26 protein-coding genes are annotated in these 26,412 nt (G+C 65.3%); 11 read left to right on the forward strand and 15 right to left on the reverse strand.

The genetic code is table 11. The features are described 5' to 3' along the window. Positions 1-372: 372 nt before the first annotated feature. Positions 373-1,017, reverse strand: a complete 645-nt coding sequence (locus IVB46_RS38870) for a response regulator transcription factor (protein WP_014498503.1) — start codon at positions 1,015-1,017, stop codon at positions 373-375. Positions 1,018-1,103: 86 nt separating this feature from the next. Here IVB46_RS38870 and IVB46_RS38875 point away from each other — a divergent pair, with 86 nt between their 5' ends. After that, positions 1,104-2,435, forward strand: coding sequence for a histidine kinase (locus IVB46_RS38875; protein ID WP_247316315.1), 1,332 nt, complete (start codon positions 1,104-1,106; stop codon positions 2,433-2,435). On the opposite strand, the gene IVB46_RS38880 is transcribed toward IVB46_RS38875, so the two are convergent. The 9 genes from IVB46_RS38880 to coxB form a co-directional block, all read right to left on the reverse strand. Continuing rightward, positions 2,432-2,797, reverse strand: coding sequence for a nuclear transport factor 2 family protein (locus IVB46_RS38880; RefSeq protein WP_063980769.1), 366 nt, complete (start codon positions 2,795-2,797; stop codon positions 2,432-2,434). The two genes, IVB46_RS38875 and IVB46_RS38880, sit on opposite strands and share 4 nt — an antisense overlap. 118 nt (positions 2,798-2,915) lie before the next feature. Further along, positions 2,916-3,671: an SURF1 family cytochrome oxidase biogenesis protein gene (locus IVB46_RS38885; protein WP_247316316.1), complete on the reverse strand. Its 756-nt coding sequence runs from the start codon at positions 3,669-3,671 to the stop codon at positions 2,916-2,918. After that, positions 3,668-4,069 (reverse strand): DUF983 domain-containing protein, encoded by a 402-nt coding sequence (locus IVB46_RS38890; RefSeq protein WP_166076618.1) that lies wholly within the window; start codon positions 4,067-4,069, stop codon positions 3,668-3,670. Before IVB46_RS38890 ends, IVB46_RS38885 begins: the two co-directional genes overlap by 4 nt. Positions 4,070-4,269: 200 nt before the next feature. Further along, on the reverse strand, positions 4,270-5,166 hold the full coding sequence (locus IVB46_RS38895) for a cytochrome c oxidase subunit 3 (protein ID WP_231143822.1): 897 nt from the start codon (positions 5,164-5,166) through the stop codon (positions 4,270-4,272). 79 nt (positions 5,167-5,245) lie between these two features. Continuing rightward, entirely contained in the window at positions 5,246-5,896 is a 651-nt protein-coding gene (locus IVB46_RS38900) for a cytochrome c oxidase assembly protein (RefSeq protein WP_247316317.1), read from the reverse strand. Positions 5,897-5,901: 5 nt separating this feature from the next. Then, positions 5,902-6,078, reverse strand: coding sequence for a hypothetical protein (locus IVB46_RS38905; RefSeq protein WP_014498510.1), 177 nt, complete (start codon positions 6,076-6,078; stop codon positions 5,902-5,904). Further along, positions 6,075-7,019: a heme o synthase gene (locus tag IVB46_RS38910; RefSeq protein WP_028151627.1), complete on the reverse strand. Its 945-nt coding sequence runs from the start codon at positions 7,017-7,019 to the stop codon at positions 6,075-6,077. The genes IVB46_RS38905 and IVB46_RS38910 overlap by 4 nt, the downstream gene beginning before the upstream one ends. Before the next feature lie 61 nt (positions 7,020-7,080). Next, entirely contained in the window at positions 7,081-8,706 is a 1,626-nt protein-coding gene (gene ctaD / locus IVB46_RS38915) for a cytochrome c oxidase subunit I (protein WP_063980765.1), read from the reverse strand. 97 nt (positions 8,707-8,803) lie between these two features. Next, complete coding sequence (coxB, locus tag IVB46_RS38920) at positions 8,804-9,643, reverse strand: cytochrome c oxidase subunit II (protein WP_063980764.1); 840 nt, start codon at positions 9,641-9,643, stop codon at positions 8,804-8,806. A 447-nt stretch (positions 9,644-10,090) separates the two neighbouring features. On the opposite strand from coxB, the gene IVB46_RS38925 reads away from it, so the two are divergent. From IVB46_RS38925 to IVB46_RS38945, 5 genes are all read left to right on the forward strand, one after another. Then, positions 10,091-10,624, forward strand: coding sequence for an invasion associated locus B family protein (locus IVB46_RS38925; protein WP_085402684.1), 534 nt, complete (start codon positions 10,091-10,093; stop codon positions 10,622-10,624). Positions 10,625-10,743: 119 nt separating this feature from the next. After that, positions 10,744-12,171, forward strand: a complete 1,428-nt coding sequence (gene tldD / locus IVB46_RS38930) for a metalloprotease TldD (protein WP_129270892.1) — start codon at positions 10,744-10,746, stop codon at positions 12,169-12,171. Further along, positions 12,168-12,944 carry a signal peptidase I gene (lepB, locus tag IVB46_RS38935; protein ID WP_085402626.1) on the forward strand — a complete coding sequence of 259 codons (777 nt, stop codon included), beginning with the start codon at positions 12,168-12,170 and terminating at the stop codon, positions 12,942-12,944. The genes tldD and lepB overlap by 4 nt, the downstream gene beginning before the upstream one ends. A gap of 23 nt (positions 12,945-12,967) precedes the next feature. Further along, positions 12,968-13,309 carry an MmcQ/YjbR family DNA-binding protein gene (locus IVB46_RS38940; protein WP_247316318.1) on the forward strand — a complete coding sequence of 114 codons (342 nt, stop codon included), beginning with the start codon at positions 12,968-12,970 and terminating at the stop codon, positions 13,307-13,309. A gap of 12 nt (positions 13,310-13,321) precedes the next feature. Beyond that, positions 13,322-13,888 (forward strand): nucleotidyltransferase family protein, encoded by a 567-nt coding sequence (locus IVB46_RS38945; protein ID WP_247316499.1) that lies wholly within the window; start codon positions 13,322-13,324, stop codon positions 13,886-13,888. Here the strand turns inward: IVB46_RS38945 and IVB46_RS38950 are convergent, their stop codons facing one another. Beyond that, positions 13,889-14,752: a LysR family transcriptional regulator gene (locus tag IVB46_RS38950; RefSeq protein ID WP_247316319.1), complete on the reverse strand. Its 864-nt coding sequence runs from the start codon at positions 14,750-14,752 to the stop codon at positions 13,889-13,891. A 99-nt stretch (positions 14,753-14,851) separates the two neighbouring features. Here IVB46_RS38950 and IVB46_RS38955 point away from each other — a divergent pair, with 99 nt between their 5' ends. Both IVB46_RS38955 and IVB46_RS38960 read left to right on the forward strand, forming a co-directional pair. Continuing rightward, positions 14,852-15,763 carry a DMT family transporter gene (locus IVB46_RS38955; RefSeq protein WP_247316321.1) on the forward strand — a complete coding sequence of 304 codons (912 nt, stop codon included), beginning with the start codon at positions 14,852-14,854 and terminating at the stop codon, positions 15,761-15,763. A 13-nt stretch (positions 15,764-15,776) separates the two neighbouring features. Next, positions 15,777-16,550, forward strand: a complete 774-nt coding sequence (locus IVB46_RS38960; RefSeq protein WP_247316323.1) for an MBL fold metallo-hydrolase — start codon at positions 15,777-15,779, stop codon at positions 16,548-16,550. Positions 16,551-16,775: 225 nt separating this feature from the next. Here the strand turns inward: IVB46_RS38960 and IVB46_RS38965 are convergent, their stop codons facing one another. The 3 genes from IVB46_RS38965 to IVB46_RS38975 all read right to left on the reverse strand — a co-directional run bounded on the left by IVB46_RS38965 (position 16,776) and on the right by IVB46_RS38975 (position 22,266). After that, positions 16,776-17,546 (reverse strand): TIGR02186 family protein, encoded by a 771-nt coding sequence (locus IVB46_RS38965; protein ID WP_071916903.1) that lies wholly within the window; start codon positions 17,544-17,546, stop codon positions 16,776-16,778. Beyond that, positions 17,543-18,460 (reverse strand): sulfite exporter TauE/SafE family protein, encoded by a 918-nt coding sequence (locus IVB46_RS38970; protein ID WP_247316324.1) that lies wholly within the window; start codon positions 18,458-18,460, stop codon positions 17,543-17,545. The genes IVB46_RS38965 and IVB46_RS38970 overlap by 4 nt, the downstream gene beginning before the upstream one ends. Before the next feature lie 299 nt (positions 18,461-18,759). Further along, positions 18,760-22,266, reverse strand: coding sequence for a tetratricopeptide repeat protein (locus IVB46_RS38975; RefSeq protein ID WP_247316325.1), 3,507 nt, complete (start codon positions 22,264-22,266; stop codon positions 18,760-18,762). Between the two features lie 319 nt (positions 22,267-22,585). Between IVB46_RS38975 and IVB46_RS38980 the strand changes: the two genes are divergently transcribed. Beyond that, complete coding sequence (locus tag IVB46_RS38980) at positions 22,586-23,335, forward strand: outer membrane beta-barrel protein (RefSeq protein ID WP_063980756.1); 750 nt, start codon at positions 22,586-22,588, stop codon at positions 23,333-23,335. A 13-nt stretch (positions 23,336-23,348) separates the two neighbouring features. Here IVB46_RS38980 and IVB46_RS38985 read toward each other — a convergent pair whose 3' ends face one another. Then, positions 23,349-23,939: a PadR family transcriptional regulator gene (locus IVB46_RS38985; protein ID WP_028159994.1), complete on the reverse strand. Its 591-nt coding sequence runs from the start codon at positions 23,937-23,939 to the stop codon at positions 23,349-23,351. A 198-nt stretch (positions 23,940-24,137) separates the two neighbouring features. Here IVB46_RS38985 and IVB46_RS38990 point away from each other — a divergent pair, with 198 nt between their 5' ends. Continuing rightward, complete coding sequence (locus tag IVB46_RS38990) at positions 24,138-24,524, forward strand: nuclear transport factor 2 family protein (protein ID WP_247316326.1); 387 nt, start codon at positions 24,138-24,140, stop codon at positions 24,522-24,524. A gap of 40 nt (positions 24,525-24,564) precedes the next feature. After that, positions 24,565-26,355, forward strand: a complete 1,791-nt coding sequence (locus tag IVB46_RS38995) for an acyl-CoA dehydrogenase C-terminal domain-containing protein (protein ID WP_247316327.1) — start codon at positions 24,565-24,567, stop codon at positions 26,353-26,355. The last annotated feature ends 57 nt before the right edge of the window (positions 26,356-26,412 follow it).

Here is a 26,412-nt window from a genome sequence, read left to right on the forward strand (position 1 = left end):
CCTCGTGCGGGTTGCCGGCCCGCCAGAACTGTCGGCCAAGTTCTCGGCGCCCGTCACGAAATCGTCAAGAGCCAAAACGGCGGGGGCAAGAAAATGTTCCTATTTTTCCCGGCGCGGTTCGCGTTTCGCAAAGGCATTCCTGCGAGCGCCCGCGCGCCATTGCTTCTTTTTCCCGTAATTTCGGGTGGTTCAGGAACGAATATCACGCCGGCCCATTGTGTCGGCGGATGGTGTCGGCGCGGTCCATGCATTGCCCGGCTACGCGCCGAGACCCTATCCGCCCGGCCGGACCGGCTGCATCCTGGAGCAGCCGGTTCGGTGCCGGGCGCCAGTGCGCCGCCGGTGCCCCCGGGCCGCCAGTGCCCCGGGGCGTCAGCTCATCCCGATTTCCACCGCGATCCTGATCAGGTCGGAATGGTTCTTGGCGCCGAGCTTCTGCTTGAGCAGGGACGTGGTGTTGGCGACCGTCTTGTAGGAGATGCCGAGCGCCTCGGCGACCTCGACGATCTTGTCGCCACGGCCAAGCAGGCGGAGAATTTCGAGCTCCCGCGGCGTCATCTGCGAGGCCGGATTGGCCTTGATCGCCGCACCGGAGAACGTGACCGCCTCCGCGAGCTGCGGCGAGATGAAATTGTCGCCGGCGACCACCTTGCGCACCGCCTTGAGCAGAATCCGGGGATCGTCGCCCTTGGAGACATATCCCTGCGCGCCAAGCTCGACCGCCCGCACCACGAAGGCCGGATCGTCGTTCATGCTGAACATGATGATCTTGGCATCAGGGTCGTCCTTGCGGATCCGCCGCATCAGCTCGAAGCCGGAGACGTCGGGCAGGCTGATGTCGATGACGGTGACGTCGGGCCGCTTGCTGATATAGGCGCGATGCCCGGATTTGGCGTCGGTCGCCTCGTCGATACGGATCGAGTGGTCGGACGCGAAAAGGGTGCGGCATCCTGACAGCACCACGGGATGGTCGTCGACGATCAGAACTCGGGTCGCCGGCTTGGCGGTATCTTGCATCGCGCGCTCTCTTGTTTTTCGACTCATAGACCGACGGGAACAAATGGAAAGAGCAAATCCCGCCAATGCGCGTTAGAATTGACCTAATGTGGCAGCGGCTCTCATTCAGAACACAATTGTTTCTTCCGCTCGGCTTGAGCTTCCTTGCCGCGCTGGTCATGGGCGGCGTGCTGCTCCAGAGCTTCGCGGCGGGGCAGCTTGCCGACGAGAATGAGCCGGGCCGACGCTCGACCCGGACGGTCGCCGAGGCACTCAACAACAGCCTGAAGGCCTCGGACGACCCGCGGAAGATACTCGATGCATTTGTCCATTCTTTGGACAACTCCTCGGATATTCAATTCCGTTCAGTGGAAGCAGGTCCCGCCCCCTCTCCAAAGGACAGCCTGCGTGATCTGCATGGCGTGCCGCATTGGTTCGTGGACCTGATCGCCATCCCGGAGATGGACGCCGCATCTCCCGTCATCATCGACGGCAGGCGTGTCGGCGACATCGTGTTCATGCCGGACCTGTCAGCCGATCTGTTCGAGAAATGGATCGGCTTCCTGGCGCTGACGAGCCTCATCGCCGTGCTGATGATGCTGACTGGGACCATTGCCTATCTCTTTGCGGGATCGGTGCTGCGTCCCCTGCAAGATCTCGGCGCAGGCCTCACGCGAATCCGGCGCGGCGATTATGCAACGCCTATCCCGGTCGCAGGACCGCAGGAGATCCGGCAGAGCTGCGAGGAAGCCAATGCGCTGGCGATGACGCTCGCGCAATTGAGTCAGGATAATCGCGACCTGCTGCACCGCCTGGTGTCGCTCCAGGACGACGAGCGGCGCGATCTCGCGCGCGAGCTGCACGACGAGCTCGGACCGCTATTGTTCGGCATCCGCGCCAGCACGATCGCGCTGAGCGAGACCTCGGGAAATCTCGGCAACCCGGCGCAGGAGGTGATGCGCTCTGTCGAGGCGCTCCAGCAGACCAACCGCCGCATCCTCGACCGGCTGCGGCCGCTCTACATCGAGGAATTGGGGCTCGAGACCAGCGTGCAGACGCTGCTCCAGAACTTTCGCAGACAGGCGCCGCATATCAGCCTGACGGCCACGATCGATCCTGGTCTGAACGAGATCGACCGACCGCTGGCCCAAACCGTCTATCGCTTGATCCAGGAGGCGCTGACGAACGTGCTGCGCCACGCCGGGGCGAACAACGCCCATGTGCTGGCGACCATTGCCGGCGAGGTGCTCACGATTGAGATCTCCGACGACGGCGGCGGCTTTCCCGCCGACAACGTCTTCGGCCGCGGCCTCACGGGCATGCACGAGCGCGTACGCGCGCTCAGCGGATCGCTGTCACTGCTGCGTGCAGACGAGCGAACCTATGTGCGCTGCCGCCTGCCGGTCGAGACGGCGCGAGACGCGCCGGCGGCCGGCTAGCACACACCATCGGCATGCGGGGACTGCCGCGCCGGCTCGCACAGGGTGCTGTAGATCTTGCCTTCGGGACTGAAGCGAAACGAGGCGTGGATACGCAGCGAGCCCGCGACGGAATATTCGAGATCGATGCCATGCGGCACTGGATTGATCTCCTCAAGACCGAAGCCTGCCGACGAGAAGGTGCTGAGCCGCGGTCCCCAATAGGTTTCGAGCTCGCGCCGCCCGCGATAATGTCGCTTGCCGTTGCACATGCATTCGACCCGGGCGTCGTCCGCATAGAGATCGAGGAGCGTCGCGAGGTCGCCCTTCCGGCAGGCGTCCACCCAGTCGACGACAATTCCCATCTGGTCGAAATCGCTCACACCAAAATCCTGTCTGCCGCGAAAAATTTGCGTGCGGCTTAGGACCACCCTCGTGAATATGTCTTGAATAATAAACCCCGGGCGATACCGGGTTCCCTCCAGGAACCTACGGAAAATTTCAGGTCGGGTGCCGCCGTCCCCTCGCCCAGACGCCGAATGCGATCAGCACCGCGCCGGCGAGCGCGAACCAGGTGATGGCGTATTGCAGATGATCGTCCTTCAGATGCACGTCGAGCGGGCCGGGACGCGGAATGCCGTTCTCGGGCACCGGCCGCTCCAGGTCGATGTAGAACGGCGCGACCGTGCCCCAGCCGAGCGCCCGGGACATGGCGAGATGATCGCGGGTGAACCACAGCCGTTTGTCACGCTCAGCGTCAGGCATCAGCACGCTGGCTGTTTCGGGGAAACGGACGTAGCCGGTCAACATCGCCGGCTTGTTGGTAATGAGTCGCGCGACCGCCCGATCCTGCAGGGCGCGGTCCTGTTGGGTGTTCGGCACGAAGCCCGCGTTGACCGCGACCATATCGCCGCCAGGCAGCCGTGCGGGAAGGAAAGCCCAGGTGCCGGGGCCGGAAATGTCGGAGCGGATGGCGGAGCCGGAACTGTAGACCATCGCATCCAGACGGGACTCGTAGGTCGCCGTAAATGTGACCCGACGGAATTCGTCCCGCTCCGGCGTCAGCGTGCTCCATTGCGACGGCGGCGGCAACGCAACAGGTGCCGCCGCGAGACGCTCGGTCAATGCGGCGATCAACTGATGTTTCGCGACGCGGCGCTGCAATTGCCAGACGCCGAGCGCGACCAAGACGGCGGACAGGAAAAGCGTGAACAGCGCGAAGCCGGCCACACGGGGCTTGCGCGCGGTCTCGTTCATTTCGCGCGGTCGACCAGCCGGCCCGGCGCCGCCTTGTGGTGGAATTGCAGCGCGATCAGCAGCGACTTCATCGCGCGCAGCGGCAAGAGCGTGGTCACGAGGATCAGCGGCAGCCACAGCGCGGCATGCAGCCAGTACGGCGGCTGGTATTTGACCTCGACGATCAGCGCGCACGCAACGACGATCCCGCCGGCCAGCATGATGATGAAGATCGCAGGACCGTCGCCGGTGTCGATGAAGGCATAGTCGAGGCCGCAGCGGTCGCAGCTGGGCGCGAGCGTCAGGAAGCCCGCATAGAGCTTGCCCTTGCCGCAGCGCGGGCACTTGCAGGCAAGCCCGCGCAGCGCGCTTTGCAGGACGGTCGTCTCGGGCTCGGATGGGCCGGCGGTATCGTTCATGATCACGGACTCTAGAACATTATCGGTTCTGATTGAATCAGAACCGAAGCTCCAGATTCTTGTTTTGACGCGTTTTCTTCACGCGAACCGGTATCCACTTCGCTCGAAAACGCTCAATCACAGTTTCCGCCGAAGCTTCCGGCGGCCCAAAAGCGAAAGGGCGGCCCTGCGGCCGCCCTTTCTGATCGGTCCAATGCGGCTCAGTGCGCGCCGTGGGCCATGGTCTCGGCGCCGTGCCCCCACACATAGATGCAGAGGAACAGGAACAGCCAGACCACGTCGACGAAGTGCCAGTACCAGGCGGCGAACTCGAAGCCGAGGTGCTGTGTCGGGGTGAAGTGGCCGGCATAGGCGCGGAACAGGCAGACCAGCAGGAAGATGGTGCCGACCAGCACATGGAAACCGTGGAAGCCGGTCGCCATGAAGAAGGTCGCGCCATAGACGTTGCCGCCGAACGAGAACGCCGCGTGGCTGTACTCATAGGCCTGCACGCAGGTGAAGAGCGCGCCGAGCACGACGGTGAGGATCAGGCCGTATTTCAGGCCCTGGCGATCGTTCTCGAGCAACGCGTGGTGCGCCCAGGTCACGGTGGTGCCTGACGTCAGCAGGATCAGCGTGTTCAGGAGCGGCAAATGCCAGGGATCGAAGGTCTCGATGCCATGCGGCGGCCAGGTGCCGGGCACGGCGCAGGCGCCAGCCGCGGTGCCGAGACCGCAGCCGAACACGGCGTCGCGTGTGGCGTGGACGGCGTCGGCCGGGAACAGCGCCGCGTTGAAATAGGCCCAGAACCAGGCGACGAAGAACATCACCTCGGAGGCGATGAACAGGATCATGCCGTAGCGGTGATGCAGCTGCACGACGCGGGTGTGATCGCCCTTGTACTGGGCTTCCCTGATCACATCGCCCCACCAGCTCACCATGGTGTAGATCACGCCGACGGTGCCGGCACCGAAGATGATCGGCGCGGCCGAGAACATGTGGTGCATCCAGGTGATCGCGCCGACCGCCATGATGAAGGCCGAGATGGAGCCGACGACCGGCCACGGGGAGGGATCCACCAGGTGGTAGTCGTGATGCTTGGTGTGCGCCGTTGCCATTTGCGGTCTCTCTCCTCAATCCCGTGCCTGTCCGGCACTTATCCCCTTGTGTCCAACCCCCGCGGCACGAGCCCGGCGGTCAGAGATTTCCTTTGCGTTTGTCGTCTTCGCCCGACGCCAGCGGCTTCACCACGGGATCGCGCACCGGATAGAACGTGTAGGACAACGTGATCGTGTTCAGCCCGTCGTTCTCGTGATCGTCGGCGATCGACGGATCGACGTAGAACACGACCGGCATCTCGCGCTTCTCGCCGGGCGCCATGGTCTGTTCGGTGAAGCAGAAGCAGTTGATCTTCTGGAAGTAGGAGCCGACCGTCAGGGGCGCGACGTTGTAGGCCGCCTGGCCCGCGGTGGTGCGCGCGGCCTGGTTGGTCACGGTGTAAAAGACCGTCACGACCTGGCCGATATTGACCTCGATCTCGCTCTGCTCCGGCTCAAACTTCCAGGGCAGGCCGGGCGCGACGTTGGAATCGAAGCGCACCGCGATCTTCCGTGCGATCGGCCCGGTGGCCGGCGCCGAGGTCGCAACCTGGGTCGTGCCGTTGAAGCCGGTGGCGCGGCAGAACCAGTTGTAGAACGGCACCGCCGCGTAGGAGGCACCGACCATCAGCGCCACCACGCCGCCGCAGATCGAGGCGACCAGCACGTCGCGGCCAAGACCCTTGGAAGGCCTCCGCCCCTTGGTGGCCGTCCGGCTCTGATCCCGCGATATGGTGGGCTCTCGATCCATGTTTCCTACATCGGCCGGACGAGTACTGCCGGTCCCTTGACGATGGTGACGGCGAAGAACAGCACCACGAGCACGCCGAGCGCGAGCGCGATCGCGATCGAGCGCTGGCGGCGGCTCTTCTTCTGCGCCTCCGTGAGGACGATTCCATTCATCTCAGGTTTGTCGGCCATTCCAGCGATCATGCGCCCCCTACCATCGGAGCAAGCGCCCGGAACACGACTTCGGCCAGCAGGGTCGCAAACAGTGCGAACAGATAAAGGATGGAGAAGGCGAACAGCTTGCGGGTCGCGCGCAGCGATTGGCTGCGCTCGCGGCGCATATAGACGTTGATCGCGAGCACAAGCATGCCGGCGCCGAGGATCAGCGAGACGATGCCGTAGATGGCGTCGAAATAGCCGAGCGCCCACGGGGCGGCGGCGACCGCGATCAGCACGATGGTGTAGAGCAGGATCTGAAGCCGCGTCGCGTCGGGACCGGCGACGTTGGGCAGCATCGGAATGCCGGCACGCGCATAGTCGTCGGAGCGGAACAGCGCCAGCGCCCAGAAGTGCGGCGGCGTCCAGAAGAAGATGATGGCGAACAGCAGCAGCGGCTCGACGTCGACGGTGCCTGTCACCGCGGCCCACGCCACCACCGGCGGCAGTGCACCGGCGGCGCCGCCGATCACGATGTTCTGTGCGGTCCGGCGCTTCAGGATCATCGTGTAGATCACGACGTAGAAGAAGATGGTGAAGGCAAGCAGCGCGCCCGCGATCCAGTTGACGAGGATGCCGAGCGTCATCACCGAGAAGAAGGCGAGCGTCATGCCGAACGCCATCGCCTCGGGACGGGTGATGCGGCCGCGCGGAATCGGCCGGTTTGCCGTGCGCGACATCTTGGCGTCGATATCGCCCTCGAGCGCCATGTTGAGCGCCCCGGAAGCGCCGGCACCGACCGCGATGCAGAGCAGCGAGGTGATGGCCAGCACCGGGTGGAAATGCCCGGGCGCCATCGCCAGTCCGACCAGCGCGGTGAAGATCACCAGCGACATCACCCGCGGCTTGAGCAGCGCAATGTAGTCGCCCACCTCCGCTTCGGAGATGCGGGGATCGATGTCGATGGCGTTATGGTCGAGGACGGACACTAGTTTTGACTCGCTTCGCTAAAGAGCCGCGGCGCCCATCACGGGCGCCGCGAGCGTTGGTTTACTGCACGCGGGGCAGCACTTCGAACTGATGGAAGGGCGGCGGCGAAGGCAGCGTCCATTCCAGCGTGGTCGCGCCCGCACCCCACGGATTGTCGCCGGCCGGCACCTTTTTCGCGAATGCGTCGAACACGCAGTAGAGGAAGATCAGCACGCCGAAGCCGGAGATGTAGGAGCCGACCGAGGAGACCAGGTTCCAGCCGGCGAACGCGTCGGGATAGTCGACGTAGCGGCGCGGCATGCCCGACAGGCCGAGGAAGTGCTGCGGGAAGAACACAAGGTTCACACCGATGAAGGTGACCCAGAAGTGCGCCTTGGCCAGCGTCTCATTGTACATGTAGCCCGACATCTTCGGGAACCAGTAGTACCAGCCGGCAAAGATCCCGAACACCGCACCGAGCGACAGCACGTAGTGGAAGTGCGCAACGACGTAGTAGGTCTCCTGGAGCACGCGGTCGACGCCGGCATTCGCCAGCACGACGCCGGTGACACCGCCGACAGTGAACAGGAAGATGAAGCCGACCGCCCAGATCATCGGGGCACGGAACTCGATCGAGCCGCCCCACATCGTGGCGATCCACGAGAAGATCTTCACGCCGGTCGGAACCGCGATGACCATGGTCGCGGCGACGAAATAGGCCTGCGTCGCCGAGGACATGCCGACCGTGTACATGTGGTGCGCCCACACCACGAAGCCGATGCCGCCGATCGCCACCATGGCGTAGGCCATGCCGAGATAGCCGAACACGGGCTTGCGCGAGAAGGTCGAGACGATCTGGCTGACCATGCCGAAGGCGGGCAGGATCAGGATGTACACTTCGGGGTGGCCGAAGAACCAGAACAGATGCTGGAACAGCACGGGATCGCCGCCGCCGTCGGGTGCGAAGAACGTCGTGCCGAAATTGCGGTCGGTGAGCAGCATGGTGATCGCACCGGCGAGCACCGGCAGCGACAACAGCAGCAGGAACACCGTCACCAGGATCGACCACACGAACAGCGGCATCTTGTGCAGGGTCATGCCCGGCGCGCGCATGTTGAAGATCGTGGTGATGAAGTTGATGGCGCCGAGGATCGACGAGGCGCCCGCCAGATGCAGCGACAGGATCGCGAAGTCGACGGCCGGGCCCGGATGGCCGGAGCTCGACAACGGCACATACATGGTCCAGCCGGCGCCAACGCCGTTGGCACCCGGCTCACCCTCGACGAAGGTCGACATCAGCAGCAGCGCGAAGGAGGCCGGCAGCAGCCAGAACGAGATGTTGTTCATGCGCGGGAACGCCATGTCGGGCGCGCCGATCATCAGCGGCACGAACCAGTTGCCGAAGCCGCCGATCATCGCGGGCATGACCATGAAGAAGATCATGATCAGGCCGTGAGAGGTCACGAACACATTATAGGTGTGCGTCTCGTGGAAGATCTGCACGCCCGGATACATCAGCTCGGCACGGATCGCGATCGACATCGCGGCACCGATGACGCCGGCGATGACCGCGAAGATCAGGTACATCGTACCGATGTCCTTGTGGTTGGTCGAATAGACGTAGCGTCGCCATCCGGTCGGATGGGCGTGCTCGTCATGTCCGTGGTCTTGCGCGTGATCGCCGTGTGCCGCTGCGCTCGTTGCCATTTTCAAATCCTGCCTTGCGTCCCGTTCGGACCTTCTGCGGTCCCGCCCTTTATGTCGCTTTCTGTCGCTTTCTGTCCCTCGAGCCTTCGCCCGGCGCTTACTGCGTCGGGCCGGCCGCGGAGGCGAAAGTGCTGGTGCCGCCGCTCGCATATTTCTTCTTTGCCGTTTCGACCCAGGAGGCGAAGTCCTTGTCCTCCACGACGCGAATCGCGATCGGCATGAAGGCGTGGTCCTTGCCGCAGAGCTCCGAGCACTGGCCGTAGAACATGCCGGTCTTGGTGGCCTTGAACCAGGTCTCGTTCAGCCGTCCCGGAATGGCGTCGATCTTGACGCCGAAAGCCGGTAGCGCAAAGGCGTGGATGACGTCCGCGCCGGTGACCTGGACACGAATCACCTTGTTGACCGGCACCACCATCTCGTTGTCGACGCCGAGCAGACGGGGCTGCTTGTCCTGGGCCATCAGCGAGTCGAACTCGAACTTGCCGTTATCAGGATAGGCATAGGACCAGTACCACTGCTTGCCGGTGGCCTTGATGGTCAAATCCGCCTTCGGCACGTCGAGCTCGAGGAACAGCAGGCGGAACGACGGCACCGAGATACCGACCAGGATCAGCACCGGAACGAGCGTCCAGGCCACCTCGATCAGCGTGTTGTGCGTGGTCCGCGACGGCACCGGATTGGCCTTCGCGTTGAACTTCATGACCACGATCACGAGCAACGCCAGAACGAACAGCGTGATCAGCGTGATCAGCACGAACAGAAAGTTGTGGAACCAGACGATGTTGTCCATCACCGGCGAGGCGGATTGCTGGAGCGTCCATTCCCACGGCGCCGGCTGCCCGAGCTCGGCATATGCCGCACCGCCCGTCGCCAGCGTCAGACCCGCCACGGCCAATCCCAGCAAGTGCCGGCCCACATGGCCCATCGACATCCTCATGCCGTTCGCGCTCCCCTAACGAAATCACCCCAAGTGCATCCCCCTATTTCCGGGAAACGCTTATTCGATCCGCCCGTCTGACAAACCGCCGCGCAAGAATACCTCTAAGAGGAATTGGGGCCAGATCGCTAGAACGCCGAAATCAAGCCTCTCAAACCATAATTCTTGATCTATCGCAATGCAGTCTTGAGACCCGTCTGTCAGCCATCACCCGCAAGATATTTCCTAGTAACATCAGAGAAAAATACCGTTTCCCGGGATGCCGCGGCTTGACAGCGGCATTGCCCGCGGTAGGCACTGGCTGACAGCCGCGCAGGAACCTGATTCGTGCGGGCGATGGCGGTGTGGGCGGCGCGGAATTTGCTTGCGAATCGCCTTCAAGACGCCGTCATTCCCGTATCAGTCCGCCAGGCGCGAGCGACCCAGGCGAGCAGAGGGACCGACCCGATGGGGTTTTCGAGAAGCATGGCAAGGCAGGCGAGCGGCCCCACGATGCTGGCGGCCCTGCTGGCGGCGGTCGTCGTCTTGGCGATCCCGGGCCTCGCCCATGCGCAGGGCGCGGTGCGCTCCGTCCATGGCGACTGGCAGATCCGCTGCGACACCCCGCCCGGCGCCCAGACCGAGCAATGCGCCCTGATCCAGAGCGTGGTGGCCGAAGACCGCTCCAATGCCGGCCTCACCGTGATCGTGCTCAAGACCGCCGACCAGAAGAGCCGGCTGATGCGGGTGGTCGCCCCACTCGGCGTGCTGCTGCCATCCGGCCTCGGGTTGAAGCTCGACAACCAGGACGTCGGCCGCGCCGGCTTCGTCCGCTGCCTGCCCAATGGCTGCGTCGCCGAGGTCGTCATGGACGACAAGCTGCTCGGCCAGCTCCGCACCGCCAAGACCGCGACCTTCATCATCTTCGAGACCCCGGAAGAAGGCATCGGCTTCCCGCTCAGCCTGAACGGGCTCGGCGAGGGCTATGACAAGCTGCCGTAGGGGGCAGGCGCGTCCGCCCACGGCGAATCCTATCGTTTCGTAATGTGGCACCTGGCACCCTCGCGGAACCGCCGGGAAACCATTATCTTGCCCTACATCTTCCGATAATGGACGGACGCATGACCAATCCAGCCACAACCTCCCTGCTCGACCGCGCCAATCTCGACCGCGACCAGGTTCGCAACGAGCTCGCACGCGGGCTTGCCGGTGCCGACGACGGCGAATTGTTCCTCGAATACAGCCAGACCGAAGCGCTGATGTTCGACAATGGCCGGCTGAAGCAGGCGACCTATGACACATCGCAGGGCTTTGGCCTGCGCGCCGTCAAGGACGATGCGGTCGGCTATGCGCATTCCTCCGACGTGTCGCTGCCGGCGCTGATTCGCGCCGCCGACGCGGTCGCCGCGGTGCGCGGCGGCTACTCCGGCAGCTTTGCCGCCCCGCCCCCGCACACCAATGTGCGGCTCTATGCCGACGACAATCCGCTGGATGCGCCGGGCTTCGAGACCAAGGTGAAGCTGCTCGCCGAGATCGACGCCTACTTGCGCGACAAGGATCCGCGGGTGCGGCAGGTCAGTGTCAGCCTGGGTGCGACCTGGCAGGTCGTCGAGATCCTGCGCCCCGACGGCGAGAGCTATCGCGACATTCGCCCGCTGGTGCGCGTCAACGTCTCCGTCGTCGCCGGTCAGGGCGACCGCCAGGAGAGCGGCAGCAAGGGCTATGGCGGCCGCGCCGGCTATGCGGAATTCATCGAAAGCAAAAACTGGCGCGACGCCGCCGACGGCGCGCTGCGCGAAGCCCTGGTCAATCTGGAATCGATCCCCGCCCCCGCCGGCGAGATGGACGTCGTGCTTGGGGCCGGCTGGCCCGGCGTGATGCTGCATGAGGCGGTTGGCCATGGCCTCGAAGGCGATTTCAACCGCAAGAAGACGTCGGCCTTTGCCGGCCTGATGGGCCAGCAGGTCGCGGCCAAGGGCGTCACCGTGGTCGACGACGGCACCATCGCCTCGCGCCGCGGCTCGTTGTCGATCGACGACGAGGGCACGCCGACCAACCGCACCGTGCTGATCGAGGACGGCATTCTGGTCGGCTACATGCAGGACCGCCAGAACGCGCGCCTGATGAACATGAAGCCGACCGGCAACGGCCGCCGCCAGGGCTACGCCCACGTGCCGATGCCGCGCATGACCAACACCTACATGCTTGCGGGCGACCGCGATCCGGCCGAGATCCTCGCCTCAGTGAAGAACGGCGTCTTCGCCGCGAATTTCGGCGGCGGCCAGGTCGACATCACCTCGGGCAAATACGTGTTCCAGTGCACCGAGGCCTACAAGATCGAGAACGGCAAGATTGGCGCGCCGCTGAAGGGCGCCATGCTGATCGGCAACGGACCGACCGATTTGCATCGCATCCGCATGATCGGCAACGATCTCGCGCTGGATACCGGCATCGGCACCTGCGGCAAGAACGGTCAGGGCGTGCCCGTCGGCGTCGGCCAGCCGTCGCTTCTGATGGAACGTATTACTGTAGGTGGAACGGGCGCATGAGCGTTGAGAAGGTAACTGTCACCGCCAAGCGGAAGAGCAGCGGCTGGGCTGGTCAGCTGATGCAGCTCGCCGGCATCGTCGCCGCCGTGTTCATCGCCAAGGGCGCGCTCGCCGAGCCGTTCTACGTGCCGTCGGGTTCGATGGAGCCGACGCTCCTGATCGGCGATGCGCTGCTCGCCTCGAAATTCCCCTATGGCTACGGCACCTCGTCACTGCCGATCCAGATCAACCTGCCCGAAAGCGGCCGGGTCTTCGCGGAGACGCCGAAGCAGGGCGACGTCGTCGTGTTCCGCTGGCCCGGCGATCGCTCGCAGGCCTGGGTCAAGCGCGTCGTGGGTCTGCCCGGCGACCGCATCCAGATGCGGCAGGGCCAGCTCTTCATCAACGACCGTCCCGCCGAGCTGAAGCCGGATGGTGTCGGCGCTGCCGAGGACGACAATGGCGGCAGCGAGCCCGCCTACCGCTATGTCGAGACACTGCCGAACGGCGTGTCGCATCTGATCTTCAAGATGCGCGACAACGGTCCGCTCGACAACACGCCTGAAGTGACGGTGCCGCCCGGCCACCTCTTCGTGCTCGGCGATAACCGCGACAATTCCGCCGACAGCCGCGTGCCCCTGCGCTCCGGCGGCGTCGGCCTGTTGCCGATCGACAATCTGGTCGGACGCGCGGATGCCGTGCTCGGCTCCTGGGATCTCGGCATGCGCGGCCAGCCGGTGTGGACCTGGCTCTCCGGCTTCCGGCTCGCGCGGTTCTTCACCGCCGTGCACTGAGCTGATCCCAAGGTCTTGATCAAATGACCTTCGACGACGTCAGAAAATTTGCGCTGACGTGGCCGGAGGTCGAGGACGGCACCTCCTACGGCACGCCCGCGCTGAAAGTGCGCAAGAAGATGCTGGCGCGGCTGAAGGAGGACGGCGACAGTCTCGTCGTGCCCGACGTTCCAATCGACGAGCGCGCCATGCTGGTCGAGAGCCAGCCAAAAATCTTCTATTTCACCGATCACTACGCCGACTATCCGATCGTGCTGATCCGCCTGTCCAAGGCGAAGCGCACGATCGTGGAGCCGTTCCTGCGGCGGCGCTGGCGGGGCCTCGCCTCGAAGACCGCACGCGCCGCGTTCGATGCCAGCGCGTGAATCGTGGCCGCGATGGATCGCGACCGCTTCCTCACGCTGGCGCTGAAGAACCCGGTCAATGTTGCAATCATCGGCGAGCTCGCCTCGCTCGCGCTTCCCGATGCGTGGCTCGTGTCGGGGTGCCTGGTGCAGACGGCGTGGAACGTACTCACGGACCGCGCGGTCGATCATGGCATCGCCGATTACGACGTGTTCTATTTCGATCCTGACACCTCATGGGAGGCGGAGGACGCGGTGATCCGCACGCTGCATGCGCGGCTCGCGCATCTCGGCGTCAAGATCGAGACCCGCAACCAGGCGCGTGTGCACCTTTGGTATCCCGGCAAGCACGGCCTGCCCTATCCGCCCCTAACCTGCTCGACCGACGGCATCGACCGTTTCCTCACCCAGAACACGCAAGTCGGTGTGAGGCACGCAGGCGACGGCTTTGAGGTCTACGCGCCGCACGGCTTCGACGACATAACCGGATTGATCGCGCGGCCCAATCCGGGCCCGAACTTCTCTGCGGCGAGTTACGCGGTGAAGGCCGCGCGATGGAAGGCGTTGTGGCCGGAGCTCACGGTGATTGCCGCGGCGTGATCACGCCGCCTTGGCCTGTACATTGTCGCAGAACTCCGCGAGCCGATCCGCAAGCCGCAGCGTTGCGGGGCTGGCGTCGGGCGAAGCCATCAGCGCCACTTCGGTCCGGTTGATCGGCTCAAAACCGTCCTTTGCCGTCAGCACGCGGTGGTCGGACTGGATCGACATCTCAGACAAAATGCTCAGGCCCATGCCGGCTGCGACCGCAGCCTGGATGCCCGCGAGACTCGATGACGAATAAGACATGTGCCAGGCGCGACCCGCGCTTTCCAGCGCGTGGATGGCGCCGGCGCGATAGAGACAGCCGAGCGGAAATCCGATCAGCGGCACGGACGAGGCGTTGACGTCGACCGGATGGCTCTTGCTGGTGACCCAGTGCACCCGCTCCGGCCACACCGCGATGGCGCCTTTCGCGCCGGCCTCGCGCTTGAACAGCGCCAGGTCGAGCTCGCCGCGTTCGAGGTCGCGGGACAGGTTCTTGCTCTGGTCGGCGCGTACGTCCATTCGCAGACCCGGATGTGAGCGCGAGAAGGCGCCGAGCAGTTTTGCCAGCCGGTACGCCGCAAAATCCTCGGGGATGCCGAGCCGGATCGCGCCCTCGCTGTCGGGCTCGCGCAGCACGTCGCGCGCCTCCTCGGCAAGCGTGAGCAGCCGCCGCGCATAGGACAGCAACCGCTCGCCGGCCTCGGTGGGGCGCACGTCCTTGCCGTCGCGGTGCAAGAGCAACTGGCCGACGTCCTCCTCCAGCCGCTTGATCTGCTGGCTGACGGTCGACTGCGTGCGGTGGACGCGCTCGCCGGCGCGGGTGAAGCCGCCGGCCTCGACCACCGAGACGAAGCTGCGCAGGAGCTCCAGGTCGAGCATGGCTGCTCTCCATTCGAAAATCCACTGATCGGAAGTTAATCATTTAATTTCCAAATGACAAGCCGTCTCCCTAGATCGAGGGCTCAGGAGAATGCCCTCATGTCGCTCGCCACATCTATTCCCGCGCCCCGCAGCCGGTTCAACGCGCTGCCGCTCGCCATCGGACTGTTTTGCCTGCTCTGGAGCTATGCCTTCGTCGCCGGCAAGATCGGCGTCACCCATTGCCCGCCGCTGATCCTGCTCGCCGCGCGCTTCTCGCTCGCCGGCATTTTGATCCTCGGTGCGACCCTGATCCGCGGTGATGGCTGGTCATTGTCCTGGCGCGATGCCGCGATCTTCGCCGTGCTCGGCATCGCCAACAACGCACTCTATCTCGGGCTCGGCTACACCGGCCTGCAATCGGTCTCCGCCGGCCTCGGCGGCCTGATCGTCTCGGCCAATCCGGTCTTCACGGCGGCGCTCGCCGCGTTGCTGCTTGGCGAAGGCATGACCAGGCGCAAGGCGGGCGGTCTCCTGCTCGGCATCACCGGCGTCACCCTGATCGTCTGGCATCGCCTGTCGGTCGGCACGGACTCCCTGCACGGCATCGTCTTCACCCTGGCCTCGCTCGCCTCCATCGTCGCCGGCACGATTCTGTTCAAGCTGCTCGCGCCGAAGGGAAGCCTGTGGATCGGCAACGGCGTGCAGAACCTCGCCGCCGGCATCGTGCTGACGCCGGTCGCGTTCACCTTCGCCGACGTCCACGCAATCGATTTCACCCCGGGCCTGGTCGGCGCCTTCGCGTTCCTCGTGCTCGGCGGCTCGATCCTCGCCTACTGGCTCTGGTTTCATCTCCTGAAAGTGTGTGGCGCAACGGCTGCGAGCGCCTATCATTTCCTGATGCCGCCGCTCGGCATGCTGTTCGCCTACATCGTGCTCGGCGAGCATGTCGAGGCCCGCGACCTGCTCGGCATCATCCCGGTCGCGCTCGGAATTTACCTGGTGACGCGCCCCGCAAAGCCCGTCGCGTAAGAGGAGTTTTCTGATGCCCATTTCCATCACCCTGATCGGCGGCCCCACTGCGCTGATCGAGATCGACGGCTTCCGCCTGCTCACTGACCCGACCTTCGATGCGCCCGGCGCCTACCAGCTGCCGCATGTGACGCTGGAAAAGACGATCGGCCCCGCACTGAAGGCCGACGCGATCGGCCCGATCGATGCCGTCCTGCTCAGCCACGACCAGCACTCGGACAATCTCGACAATTCCGGCCGCGCGTTTCTCAAACACGCAAAGCGCGTGCTGACCACCGAGGCCGGCGCAAAACGCCTGGGCGGCCATGTCGAGGGCCTCGCGCCCTGGGCGACCTCGCATCTGAAGGACCGTGACGGCAACACCCTGACGATCACCGCGACGCCGGCGCGCCACGGCCCGGCCGGCATCGAGCCGCTGTCGGGCGACGTCATCGGCTTCGTGGTGTCCTCGAGCCGGACGGACACGAGCGACGTCTACATCAGCGGCGACACCACCTGGTTCGACGGCGTCGCCGAGGTCGCGCGCCGCTTCAAATGCGGCGTGGTGCTGCCGTTCGCGGGCGCGGCGCAAACCCGCGGGCCGTTCCACCTCACCATGGACACCAACGACACCATCGAGACGGCGCGCGCCTTTCCGGATGCGATGATCGTGCCCTTGCATACCGAGGGCTGGGCGCATTTCCGCCAGGACGGCGAGGATCTGCGCAAGACCTTTGATGTGCTCGGCTTCGGGACCCGGTTGCGATTGCTGGTGCCGGGCGTGCCGACGGTGGTTGAGGCGCCGTGAGGCTCAGCTGTCATGCCCCGGCTTGCCGCCTTCGCTGAAGCTTCGGCGGCCGGGCGAGCTTGTGGCCCGGCGTAGCCTTGGCGGAGCCGGGACCGGGGCATCCAGTACGCCGCGGCGGTCGTTGCGAGAGCGAGCTATTCGACGAAGGCCTCTGGAATACTGGATCGCCCGGTCGCGCCGGGCGATGACGGGAGGAGAGAGTGGTGCTCCTCGCAATGACGGACGCTAATCCTTCCGAAACACGATCGACGCCATCCACCCCGTCATCAGCGCCATCGCGGCCGTGGCGAGACCGTAGATCAGCCCGTGCTGCCGCGCGCTGGTCGCGACGAACTGCTCGAAGCCGACCTTGACGATCTCGAACGCGGTCTCGGTCTTGGTGACCAACGCGCCGTTCGCGAACAGCTTGATTTCCACCTCATAGGTGCCGATCGGCACCTCCTCCGGCAGTGGAATGCCGGTACGGAACAGCGTCGGTGTCAGGAACGTCACCGCGCTCGGGTCCTCGCGATAAAGACCTTTCTGGGTTCGCAGGCGGATGAAGGCCGAGCGGAACGCATCGTTCGGCACCACATCGGCATAGTCGCCGCTGACCCGCTGGGTCAACAGCACGTTGTTCAGACCGATCTGCTGCCGCCGCGCGATCTCGGGCGAAGTGATGACATCGAAGGGGCGGTTGGCGAACAGCGCGAGATAGCTCGGCACCGCCAGGAACTGCCGGTAGTCGGTGTTGATCCAGATCCCGAAGGTGCGCTCCTTGCGCCGCGTCACCATGTCGGCGCGCGGGCCCATCACGGTGACGACGAGATCGTAGCTCTTGCGGTCCGCGGGCGTGGAGGCGTCCTTCTCGACCGAGCCGAACAGCACCAGTTCCTCGCCGGAATAGTTCGGCGTCACCGTGACGCGATGGTTGGAGACCGACACGATCAGTCGCTCGGCACGCGCGGCCGAGCCGAGCAGCAAGACGAGAAGGATTGCGAGAGCTGCGCGCATCATCCGCTCACCCCCACTTCACGGATGGTGAAGAGATCCTCGGGCCGGATCACCAGCTCGATGGCGAAGCGGACGCCGACCGAAAGGATCAGCAGGCCCAGCAGCAGCCGCAACTGCTCGCCGCGGATCTTCTGGCCGGCGCGGGCGCCGAACTGTGCACCGGTGACGCCGCCGACCATCAGGATCAGCGCCAGCACCGCGTCGACGAGGTGATTGGTCACCGCGTGCAGCAAGGTCGCGAACAGCATCGTGACCAGCGTCAGGACCATCGAGGTCCCGATCACGGTCGAAGTCGGCACCCGCAGCAGATAGATCATGATCGGCACCAGGATGAAGCCGCCGCCGATACCCATGATGGCGCCGATGAAGCCGATCACGATGCCGACGATCACGACCGGAATGACCGAGAGGTAGATCTTCGAGCGCTTGAACCGCATCTTCAGCGGCAGGCCGTGGATCCAGCTGTGCGTGCGCCGTGGCGGCACCGCGCCGCGGCGGGTCCGCATTAGGGCGCGCAGCCCCTCGGAGAACATCAGGCTGCCGACCGTGGTGAGCAGCACCACGTAGGACAACGCGATCATCAGATCGAGCTGGCCGAGCGCGCGAAGCTGCGTGAAGGTCCACACCCCGAGCGCCGTGCCGGTGACGCCGCCGCATAACAGCACACTCGCCAGTGCCGGGTCGATCGCACGCCGCCGCCAGTAGGACAGCGCGCCGGAAAAGGAGGAGGCCGCGATGTGGCTCGCAACGGAGGCGACCGCGACCGCCGGCGTGATCCCGATGAAAATCAGCAGCGGCGTCATCAGGAAGCCGCCGCCGATCCCGAACATGCCGGAGACGAAGCCGACCGCCGCGCCCATCGCCAGCACCAGGAAGATGTTGACCGGCAGATCGGCGATCGGGAGATAGAGCTGCATCGAAGGACCACACTCCGGCGAAATGGATCGATTGCGCGGGAATGCTCGCCGGACGGTCGGAACGATTGCCGCGCCTTTCAATAGCGGAATTCGTTGTCGGGCGGGACCATGAATTTAGGGCGTGGTGAATGCGGCGCGCGAGCTGTCTCCCCTCACCCTAAGGAGCCTGCGCAGCAGGCGTCTCGAAGGGCGAGGCCCGGATCGGTGGTGGGGGCCTGCATGGTTCTCGCAGCGATGCGAAGCATCGTCCGCTACGCGCGCCAGGGCGCGCTCCTCACCATGAGGAGTGAGAGTGCGCTCTAGTGCGCCGCCGAGGCCGAGCGCTTGGTCGCGACCGGCTTCGGCGCAGGCTTTGCGTTCGCCTGCGGCGCGCTGTCCCAGCCGCCGTTCGGGGCGGGAACATTGACCGCGTCGTCGGGCTGCGGCTCGGCGCTGAAAGTCTGGATCGCGAGCTTGGCGGCGGCGAGCGACTGCGGATCGAGCCGCTTGGCGACGTCGTCGCGCTTGCCCGACGCATCCGCGTCACCCTGGGCGGCTGCGAGAGTGAACCATTTGTAGGATTCGGCGAGGTTCTGCTCCACGCCGATGCCGCGGGCATAGAGGATGCCGAGGTTGAACTGGCTGTCGGCGACGCCGCGATCGGCGGCCTTGCGGAACCACTGCGCCGCGCTCTTGTAATTGGCGCCGCGTCCGCCGCCGTCGGCGTCGAGCACCGCGAGATTGTGCATCGCCTTGGCGTTGCCGCGCTCGGCGGCCTGCGTGTAGTAGCGGCGGGCGATGTCGGCGTCCTTCTTCACCCCGAGGCCCTTCTCGTAGAGCGTGCCGAGGCGGAAGGTCGCGGGCACCACGCCGGCCTGCGCCGCACGGTCATACCATTTGGCGGCTTCATCGTAATTCGCAGCGACGCCCTTGCCCTCGGCAAAGCGCACGCCGATCTCGTAGGCCGCGGTCGCATCGCCCTTCATCGCGGCGGTGCGCAGCACCGGACCGCCGATGCCGTCAGGGAGCTTCTCGCTCGGCGGCACCTGGATCATGCCGAGCCTCGCGCGGCTCGCGCCCGACAGCGCGCCGGTGACGTCGTTGCTCGCCGCAGGCGGTGGTGGCGTCGCGGGGATCGGCGGGATTTCGACCGAAGCCGAGCTGCCCGCCCCTGCCACGGGAGCCGGCGCGGGATTATTCAGCGACTGCTTCCCGATCGGCGTCGGCGAGGTCATCGACGGCGTGACCTGCTCGGGCGTGGCGGGCCTGGTCTCGACCGGCGGCGGAGGAGCCTGCGGCACGGGCGCGCTCGACGAATTCTCCATCGCCCGCGGTGACGGTGGCGGGCTGCCGCCATCGAGCAGGTTCATCGCCATCTTGAAGGTGCCGAGCACGATCACGACCACGCTGGCGCCGACCAGCAGCGAGCGGATCTTCGAGGTGATGGTCGAGCCACCTTCCTGGCCCGTGTCCTTGGTGCGGCCTGCGATGGCCGCCTTGGCAGCTGCCTTTGCACTTGCCTTGGCACCGCGAGCCGGCTTTTCCGGCTGCGCGGCGGCGGCCTGCGCGGCGCGGCGCGCGGCCGCGATAAAGCTCGACGACGACACCGGCTCTTTCGGCGCGGCGGGGATTTCACTGATCGCGCTTTCGGACGCGGCAATGCGCTCCGACGGCGTGGCGACGCGGCCGCCCGGCCGTGTGCCCGGCTCGAGCGGATGGTCCGGGGGCAATTCCGGTGCGAGCGCGGCGCGCGCGGGGGCCGTGTGCGGCTCGAGGATCTCGCTGATCGCACGCGGCGGAACGGGCGGTGCGGTTGGCACCGGCGGCGGCGCGGCCGGCGCGGCGGCATGGAATTCGCGCGGCGCGGCAACGAAGGCGCCCTGTGGCGGCTGTTGCGCGGCGGCCGGGTTCTGCAGCTCCGGCTTCGGATCGTATTTCGGCTGCTGCTGCGGCTGCTGCCACGGCTCGCGCGCGACAGGCGGGGGCTCCATGGGCGCGGCCATCGGCATCGACATCGAACTGGGCATCGGCTGCGGTGCGGGTGCCGGCGGCGCCGTGCGCACCGCGCGCAGATCACCCTCGATCATCGAGAGACGATCGACGACATGGCCGAGCGCGCTGTGCACGGCCTCGAGCGAATCCTGGGTGCTGCGGTTGGTCTCGGCCTGGCTGAAGCGGATGTCGGAGAGCTCGCGCTTGACCAGATCGACCATGCCGGAATCGGCAGACGGCGCCGAATTGCGGCTTTCGGCGAGGGCGGAATAGGTCGCCTGCTGCCGCTCCAGATGCCGCAGGATGTCGTGCAGCCCGTCCTCGACGCGGCTTAAGTTGCCGTTGCGCGGATCGGAGGCGGCTTCGATCCGCTCCAGCAGATACGAGACCCGCTGTTCGAGATGCGCAAAGGTCGACGCGGAATCGTTGCCGACCTGCATGCGGTCGAAACGGTCCGACAGCGCGCGGATCGCGGCTTCGAGATGCTCGCTGCTCTCGGTGGGCTGCGGCCGCTCGCGCGTTTCCAGCGCGGCGGTGAGCGCCGCGATGCGCTGCTCCAGCACCGCAAAGCTGTCGCTGGGGCCGGACGAGCGGGTGACCTGGTCGACCTTGGACGACAGCAGCTGCACGTCTTCGGAAAGACGCGCCAGGGCTTCGTTGGAGGCGACGTTGGAGACGATGCCGCGCAGCGCCGAGATCGCGCCTTCGAGCTGGCGCACCGTCGACGGGTCGTCATTGGCGCGCAGGATCAGATCGAGCTTGGCACCGAGGTTGCGGATCGCCTCGTCATAGCCGGTGAGCTGCTCGGCCGGCGTCAGCGTGCGCAGCACCTGCTTGATCTCGGACAGCGCGTGCTCGATGCCCGACAGGACCTGGCCGTCCGTCCCGGACGAGCGGGTCTCGTCGATGCGACGATGCAGCGAGCGGATCTCGTTCTCGATCGATTCGATCGCGCGGCGCGGCATCGCCTCGGTGATGGCGTGGCGGATCTCGGCAAGCTCGCTGCGGAAGGCGTTGATCGCCTGCTCGGTGTTGTCAGGGCGCTGGAGTGACTCGATCTGGCTCGTGATCTTGAGCAAATGGCGCTCGAGCGACGAGAAATCCGGCCCCGGCTGCGGGGGCGGCGGTGCATAGGCAGGCGCGGGTGGCGCCATCGGGGGCGCGAAAGGAGCTGCCGTCGGTGCAATCGAGGGCGCTGCGCGTGGCGGTATCTGCCGCGGCGTAAAGCCGTCGAGCTCGCTCTGCCGGGCCGTGATCTCGGCGACGGCAACGTCGAACGACGCGGGGCTCAAGGGAGGTGAATTGCGATAGACCTGTGCGGCCGCGCGCTTGACCATATCGGCCTGGCGCTGGCGCGTCTCGACGGGTGCCGGAGCCGGTGCCGGCCGCTGAGGCTGCTGCGGCTTTGAGATTTGCGACAGCCGCGCATCGAGCCGCGAGATCGCGTCGTTGAGCTGGCGCGCGACGCCCTGCTCGCGCGAGACGTCTGGTCGCGACGCGTCCTGTCGTGAAGCGTCCTGGCGCGGCGCGGGCTTTGAAATCCGTTCGATCTGCTGGGTGATCGCGTCGAGCCGCTGGTGGATATCGGCGACGTCGCGGCTCTCCTGGCTCGGCATCTGTTGCGGGCGCTGATCCTGGCGCTGCTCTTGACGCTGGTCTTGACGTTGTTCTTGGCGTTGATCGTAAGGTCCGCGAAAATTCGGCAGGGCCGTCTCGCCGAGCGTGGAGTTCAGCCAATCGTTGAGTGACATGCCGGCACGACGCGCAGCAGCTTCGGCCCGCTCCCTGACGGATGGATCGATGCCGTCAACACTCCACGATACGCGCGAATTCATGACTCTGTCCGGTTCCGACTCCGGCGCCCCACCCGGCGCCTCCAGCCTCCCCACGCGTGCCGGTTGTGAAGACAATCGGATTTGGCGCGGGTCGTCTGCCTCGAAAACCGACTTTTTCCTGTTACGGTAAATAACGGGTTAAGGAACGCGTTGCCGGTGTCTTAAAGTTGGGCGCCGGGAACCCGATTGCCGCCGTTGGCCCCGCCCCAAAGCTGCGTCCCGACAAAGATTTCGCCACGCGCCCGACCCGCACGTCTCAATGGATAGAGAGCGGCCCGATCCACGGGCGGGTTCTTGCCTGACTGGATTGTTGGCTGACATGAAAAGGTTGCTCGTGGCCGCGATGGCGGCCGGACTGGCATCGCATGCTGTTGCCGCCGATGCCCCGGCGGCAGCGCCTGCGGTGAAGGCACCGGCGCCCGCGGGATACAATTGGACCAGCTGCTATGTCGGCATCCAGGGCGGCGGCAACTGGGGCAAGAGCGAGCATGTCCGGCGCGCCGGCGACGACTCCGGGCCAACGATCACAGGGACTTTCAATCTTAGCGGTGCTGCCGTCGCGGGCGGCGTCTTCGGCTGCGATTTCCAGATCGAAAAGACCGTGCTCGGCTTCGAGAACGACGCGTCATGGACCAACCAGCACGGCAAGGTGCAGGATCTGCCGCCCTTCAACGTCGGGGTGACGAGCGGCACGCGGGAAAAATGGATCGATATGTTCCGCGGCCGTGTCGGTTACGCGCTCGATCAGTTTCTGATCTATGGCACGGCCGGTATCGCCTTCGCCGGTACCGAGGTCACCGTGTCCAACCAAGTGGTGCAGGTCACCAGCTCCCATACCCGCACCGGCCTGGCGGCCGGGCTCGGTGGTGAATGGGCGGCCTATGTCGATACCTGGGGCGCCGTGACCCTCAAGCTCGAATATGTGCACGTCGATTTTGGCAGCAAACGATATGTCGATCCGCCGATCAGCGGCGCCGTCACGCGCGACGTCAGGCTGACGGACGACATCGTCCGCGCCGGCGTCAATGTCCGGTTCAACTGGGATAGGCCTGTTGTCACGAAGTACTAAGGGCGCTGAAGAGCTAGCCTTTCCCTTCGCGCTTGCCGTCCTCCAGCGGCACGACCGTGCCCTTGCCGCTCATCGCCGATAGCGCCTGGAGCGCCTCTTCGCAGAAATCGGCCACCATCTGCTCGTGGCGGGCACCGAGCTGAAGCAGCAGCAGATTTCCGAGGTCGAGCACGCCCGACGCCGAGCCCTCTGGAAATCGCTTCTTGAGGATCCGCTCGTAATTCTCGTGCCGGTCGCGGTGGTGCTCCAGCCGGGCCATCAGATCGGTGCGCATGGGCTCGATGTCGATGCTGTCGAGTGCGTGCAGCCGCACCAGCAGGTCGTCCTTGATCGAGGGCGGCGTGCTCGGCCGCGCGGCCCAGTGCCGCAGCGCTGTTCGCCCCTCGGGAGTCAGCGTATAAATCAGTTTGTTGGGCTTTCCTGACTGCACGACCTCGCGGCCCTGGATGTAACCACGGTCGCGCAGCTTGGAGAGTTCGCGGTAGATTTGCTGGTGGTCGGCTTTCCAGAAGAAGCCGATCGAGGAATCGAATGTTTTGGCGAGCTCGTAGCCCGTCATCGGACGTTCCGTCAGGCATGCGAGGATTGCGTCGCCCAGCGCCATGGCACCACCAGCTCCCTTTCGAGGTCCCGACCAATTGACTTGACTTTATGCGCATCGATGCATATGCGTCAATGTGCATATGAGGCGGGCTTCAGACCCGCCCTTATCGGCCATCGCGCTACTGTGCATGGGGTTGTTTTCGCGTTTTTGCCAAGGCCTTTGATCAAGAAGGCCTTTGACTAAGGGAGGCACCTGAGAATGACCGGCCTCGATTCCTGGTACGCCTTTACGAAGTCCCACGACCGCGCCGCGCTCTGGGAACTGCTCCATCCTGACGCCGTGTTCGAAAGCCCCGTGGTGCATTCGCCGCAGCGTGGACGCGACATCACCTTCAAATATCTCGCCAGTGCCGAGAAGGTGCTCGGCGGTCCCGGCTTCACCTATGTCGGCGAGTGGAAAAGCGCCAATGGCGCGGTGCTCGAATTCAAGAATGTCATCGACGGCATCGAGATCAACGGTGTCGACATCATCACCTTCGATGCCGAGGGACGCATCACCCATTTCAAGGTGATGGTGCGTCCGCTCAAGGCGATCAACATGCTGCACCGCCTGATGGCGGAGCAGTTGGCCGCCGCTCAATCATAAGCCAACATCATCACTTCAGACCGCCTGCCGGGAGACCATCATGCCGATCTATAAAGCCCCCGTCGAAGACGTGAACTTCCTGCTCAACGACGTCTTCCAGATCGATCGCTACGACAATCTGGCCGGCTTCTCCGATGCGTCGAGCGACGTGCGCGAAGCCATTCTTGGCGAAGCCGCGAAGCTTGCAGAAGAAGTGCTGCAGCCGCTCAACCGCGTCGGCGACCTCGAAGGCTGCAAGCGCGCCGATGACGGCAGCGTCACCACGCCGAAGGGCTTCAAGGACGCTTTCAAGCAAGTGGCCGAGGGCGGTTGGCTTGGCCTGTCGGCGCCGACCGAGTTCGGCGGCCAGGGCCTGCCGGTGACGCTGAGCCAGGCGGTCAACGAATTCCAGATCTCCGCCAACATGGCGTTCTCGATGTATGGCGGCCTCACCATGGGCGCGACCGCGGCGCTGATCGTGCACGGCTCGCCCGAGCAGAAGCAGACCTACGTGCCGAAGATGGTGGCGGGCGAGTGGACCGGCACCATGAACCTGACCGAGCCGCATTGCGGCACCGATCTCGGCATGCTCCGCACCAAGGCGATCCGCCAGCCCGACGGCAGCTTCAAGATCACGGGCACGAAGATCTTCATCTCGGCCGGAGAGCATGACCTCGCCCCCAACATCATCCACCTCGTGCTCGCCCGCATCGAGGGCGCACCGGCCGGCATCAAGGGCGTGTCGCTGTTCGTGGTGCCGAAATTCCTGGTCAATGCCGATGGTTCGGTCGGCGCACGCAACGGCGTGGTGTGCGGCTCGATCGAGCACAAGATGGGCATTCACGGCAATTCCACCTGCGTGATGAATTACGACAGCGCCACCGGCTGGCTGATCGGCGAAGAGAACAAGGGCATGCAGGGCATGTTCGTGATGATGAACGAAGCCCGCCTCGGCGTCGCCGTTCAAGGTCTCGCGCAGTCCGAGGTCGCCTATCAGAACGCCGTCGCCTATGCCCGCGAGCGCATCCAGGGCCGCTCGCTGACCGGCGTCAAGGCGCCCGACAAGCAGGCCGACCCGATCATCGTGCATCCCGACGTGCGCCGCACGCTGCTCTCGATCCGCGCCTTCAACGAGGCGGCGCGCGCCTTCGTGATGTGGACCGCGCTGAAGAGTGACGTCGCCCATCGCTCCGAGGATCCCAAGGACCGTCAGGCCGCCGACGACCACATGGGCCTGATGACGCCCGTGCTGAAGGGCTTCCTCACCGATTACGGCTTTGCCAACGCGGTGCAGGCGCAGCAGATGTATGGCGGCCACGGCTACATCGCCGAGCAGGGCATGGAGCAGTTCGTTCGCGATGCCCGCATCGCGATGATCTATGAAGGCGCCAACGGCATCCAGGCGCTCGACCTCGTCGGCCGCAAGCTGCCGCGCGACGGCGGCCGTGCCATCATGGCCTTCTTCGGCGAGGTCATGGCCTTCGCCAAGGAGAACGGCGGCGACGAGGCGCTCAAGCCATTCATCACCCCGCTCTCGGCTTCGCTCGGCCATCTCCAGCAGGCCACGACCTGGCTGATGCAGAACGCCATGGCGAAGCCGGACAATGCGGGCGCTGCCGCAACCGATTACCTGCATCTCTTCGGCTTCGTCGCGCTCGGCTACATGTGGGCGAAGATGGCCAAGGTGACGCAGGCCAAGATTGCCGCGAGCGGAGCGACGCCCTATCTCTCGACCAAGCTCGTCACCGGCCGCTTCTTCATGGAGCGCATGCTGCCGGAGACCGCCGCCAATCTCGCCCGCATCCAGGCCGGCTGTGCCACCATCATGGAACTGCCGGCGGAAGCTTTCTGAGGCTTCCCGCTTCGCCAATGATCCGACCGCGCCGCGGTCGTAACCAATAACTGCAAT

The sequence above is a fragment of the Bradyrhizobium sp. 61 genome (assembly GCF_023073075.1).
GTDB lineage: Bacteria > Pseudomonadota > Alphaproteobacteria > Rhizobiales > Xanthobacteraceae > Bradyrhizobium > Bradyrhizobium barranii.

Coding starts and splice junctions, on each gene's coding strand:
- IVB46_RS38885 (WP_247316316.1), bottom strand. CDS start 3,671: ATGAACGAGACCGCGCGCAAGCCCCGTGTGGCCGGCTTCGCGCTGTTC.
- IVB46_RS38950 (WP_247316319.1), bottom strand. CDS start 14,752: ATGCTCGACCTGGAGCTCCTGCGCAGCTTCGTCTCGGTGGTCGAGGCC.
- IVB46_RS38940 (WP_247316318.1), top strand. CDS start 12,968: ATGACCTTCGACGACGTCAGAAAATTTGCGCTGACGTGGCCGGAGGTC.
- coxB (WP_063980764.1), bottom strand. CDS start 9,643: ATGAGGATGTCGATGGGCCATGTGGGCCGGCACTTGCTGGGATTGGCC.
- IVB46_RS38945 (WP_247316499.1), top strand. CDS start 13,322: ATGGATCGCGACCGCTTCCTCACGCTGGCGCTGAAGAACCCGGTCAAT.
- IVB46_RS38960 (WP_247316323.1), top strand. CDS start 15,777: ATGCCCATTTCCATCACCCTGATCGGCGGCCCCACTGCGCTGATCGAG.
- IVB46_RS38980 (WP_063980756.1), top strand. CDS start 22,586: ATGAAAAGGTTGCTCGTGGCCGCGATGGCGGCCGGACTGGCATCGCAT.
- IVB46_RS38895 (WP_231143822.1), bottom strand. CDS start 5,166: ATGGCAACGGCGCACACCAAGCATCACGACTACCACCTGGTGGATCCC.
- IVB46_RS38870 (WP_014498503.1), bottom strand. CDS start 1,017: ATGCAAGATACCGCCAAGCCGGCGACCCGAGTTCTGATCGTCGACGAC.
- IVB46_RS38985 (WP_028159994.1), bottom strand. CDS start 23,939: ATGGCGCTGGGCGACGCAATCCTCGCATGCCTGACGGAACGTCCGATG.
- IVB46_RS38890 (WP_166076618.1), bottom strand. CDS start 4,069: ATGAACGATACCGCCGGCCCATCCGAGCCCGAGACGACCGTCCTGCAA.
- IVB46_RS38905 (WP_014498510.1), bottom strand. CDS start 6,078: ATGATCGCTGGAATGGCCGACAAACCTGAGATGAATGGAATCGTCCTC.
- IVB46_RS38975 (WP_247316325.1), bottom strand. CDS start 22,266: ATGAATTCGCGCGTATCGTGGAGTGTTGACGGCATCGATCCATCCGTC.
- IVB46_RS38990 (WP_247316326.1), top strand. CDS start 24,138: ATGACCGGCCTCGATTCCTGGTACGCCTTTACGAAGTCCCACGACCGC.
- IVB46_RS38995 (WP_247316327.1), top strand. CDS start 24,565: ATGCCGATCTATAAAGCCCCCGTCGAAGACGTGAACTTCCTGCTCAAC.
- IVB46_RS38875 (WP_247316315.1), top strand. CDS start 1,104: ATGTGGCAGCGGCTCTCATTCAGAACACAATTGTTTCTTCCGCTCGGC.
- IVB46_RS38970 (WP_247316324.1), bottom strand. CDS start 18,460: ATGCAGCTCTATCTCCCGATCGCCGATCTGCCGGTCAACATCTTCCTG.
- IVB46_RS38925 (WP_085402684.1), top strand. CDS start 10,091: ATGGGGTTTTCGAGAAGCATGGCAAGGCAGGCGAGCGGCCCCACGATG.
- tldD (WP_129270892.1), top strand. CDS start 10,744: ATGACCAATCCAGCCACAACCTCCCTGCTCGACCGCGCCAATCTCGAC.
- IVB46_RS38965 (WP_071916903.1), bottom strand. CDS start 17,546: ATGATGCGCGCAGCTCTCGCAATCCTTCTCGTCTTGCTGCTCGGCTCG.
- ctaD (WP_063980765.1), bottom strand. CDS start 8,706: ATGGCAACGAGCGCAGCGGCACACGGCGATCACGCGCAAGACCACGGA.
- IVB46_RS38900 (WP_247316317.1), bottom strand. CDS start 5,896: ATGGATCGAGAGCCCACCATATCGCGGGATCAGAGCCGGACGGCCACC.
- IVB46_RS38955 (WP_247316321.1), top strand. CDS start 14,852: ATGTCGCTCGCCACATCTATTCCCGCGCCCCGCAGCCGGTTCAACGCG.
- lepB (WP_085402626.1), top strand. CDS start 12,168: ATGAGCGTTGAGAAGGTAACTGTCACCGCCAAGCGGAAGAGCAGCGGC.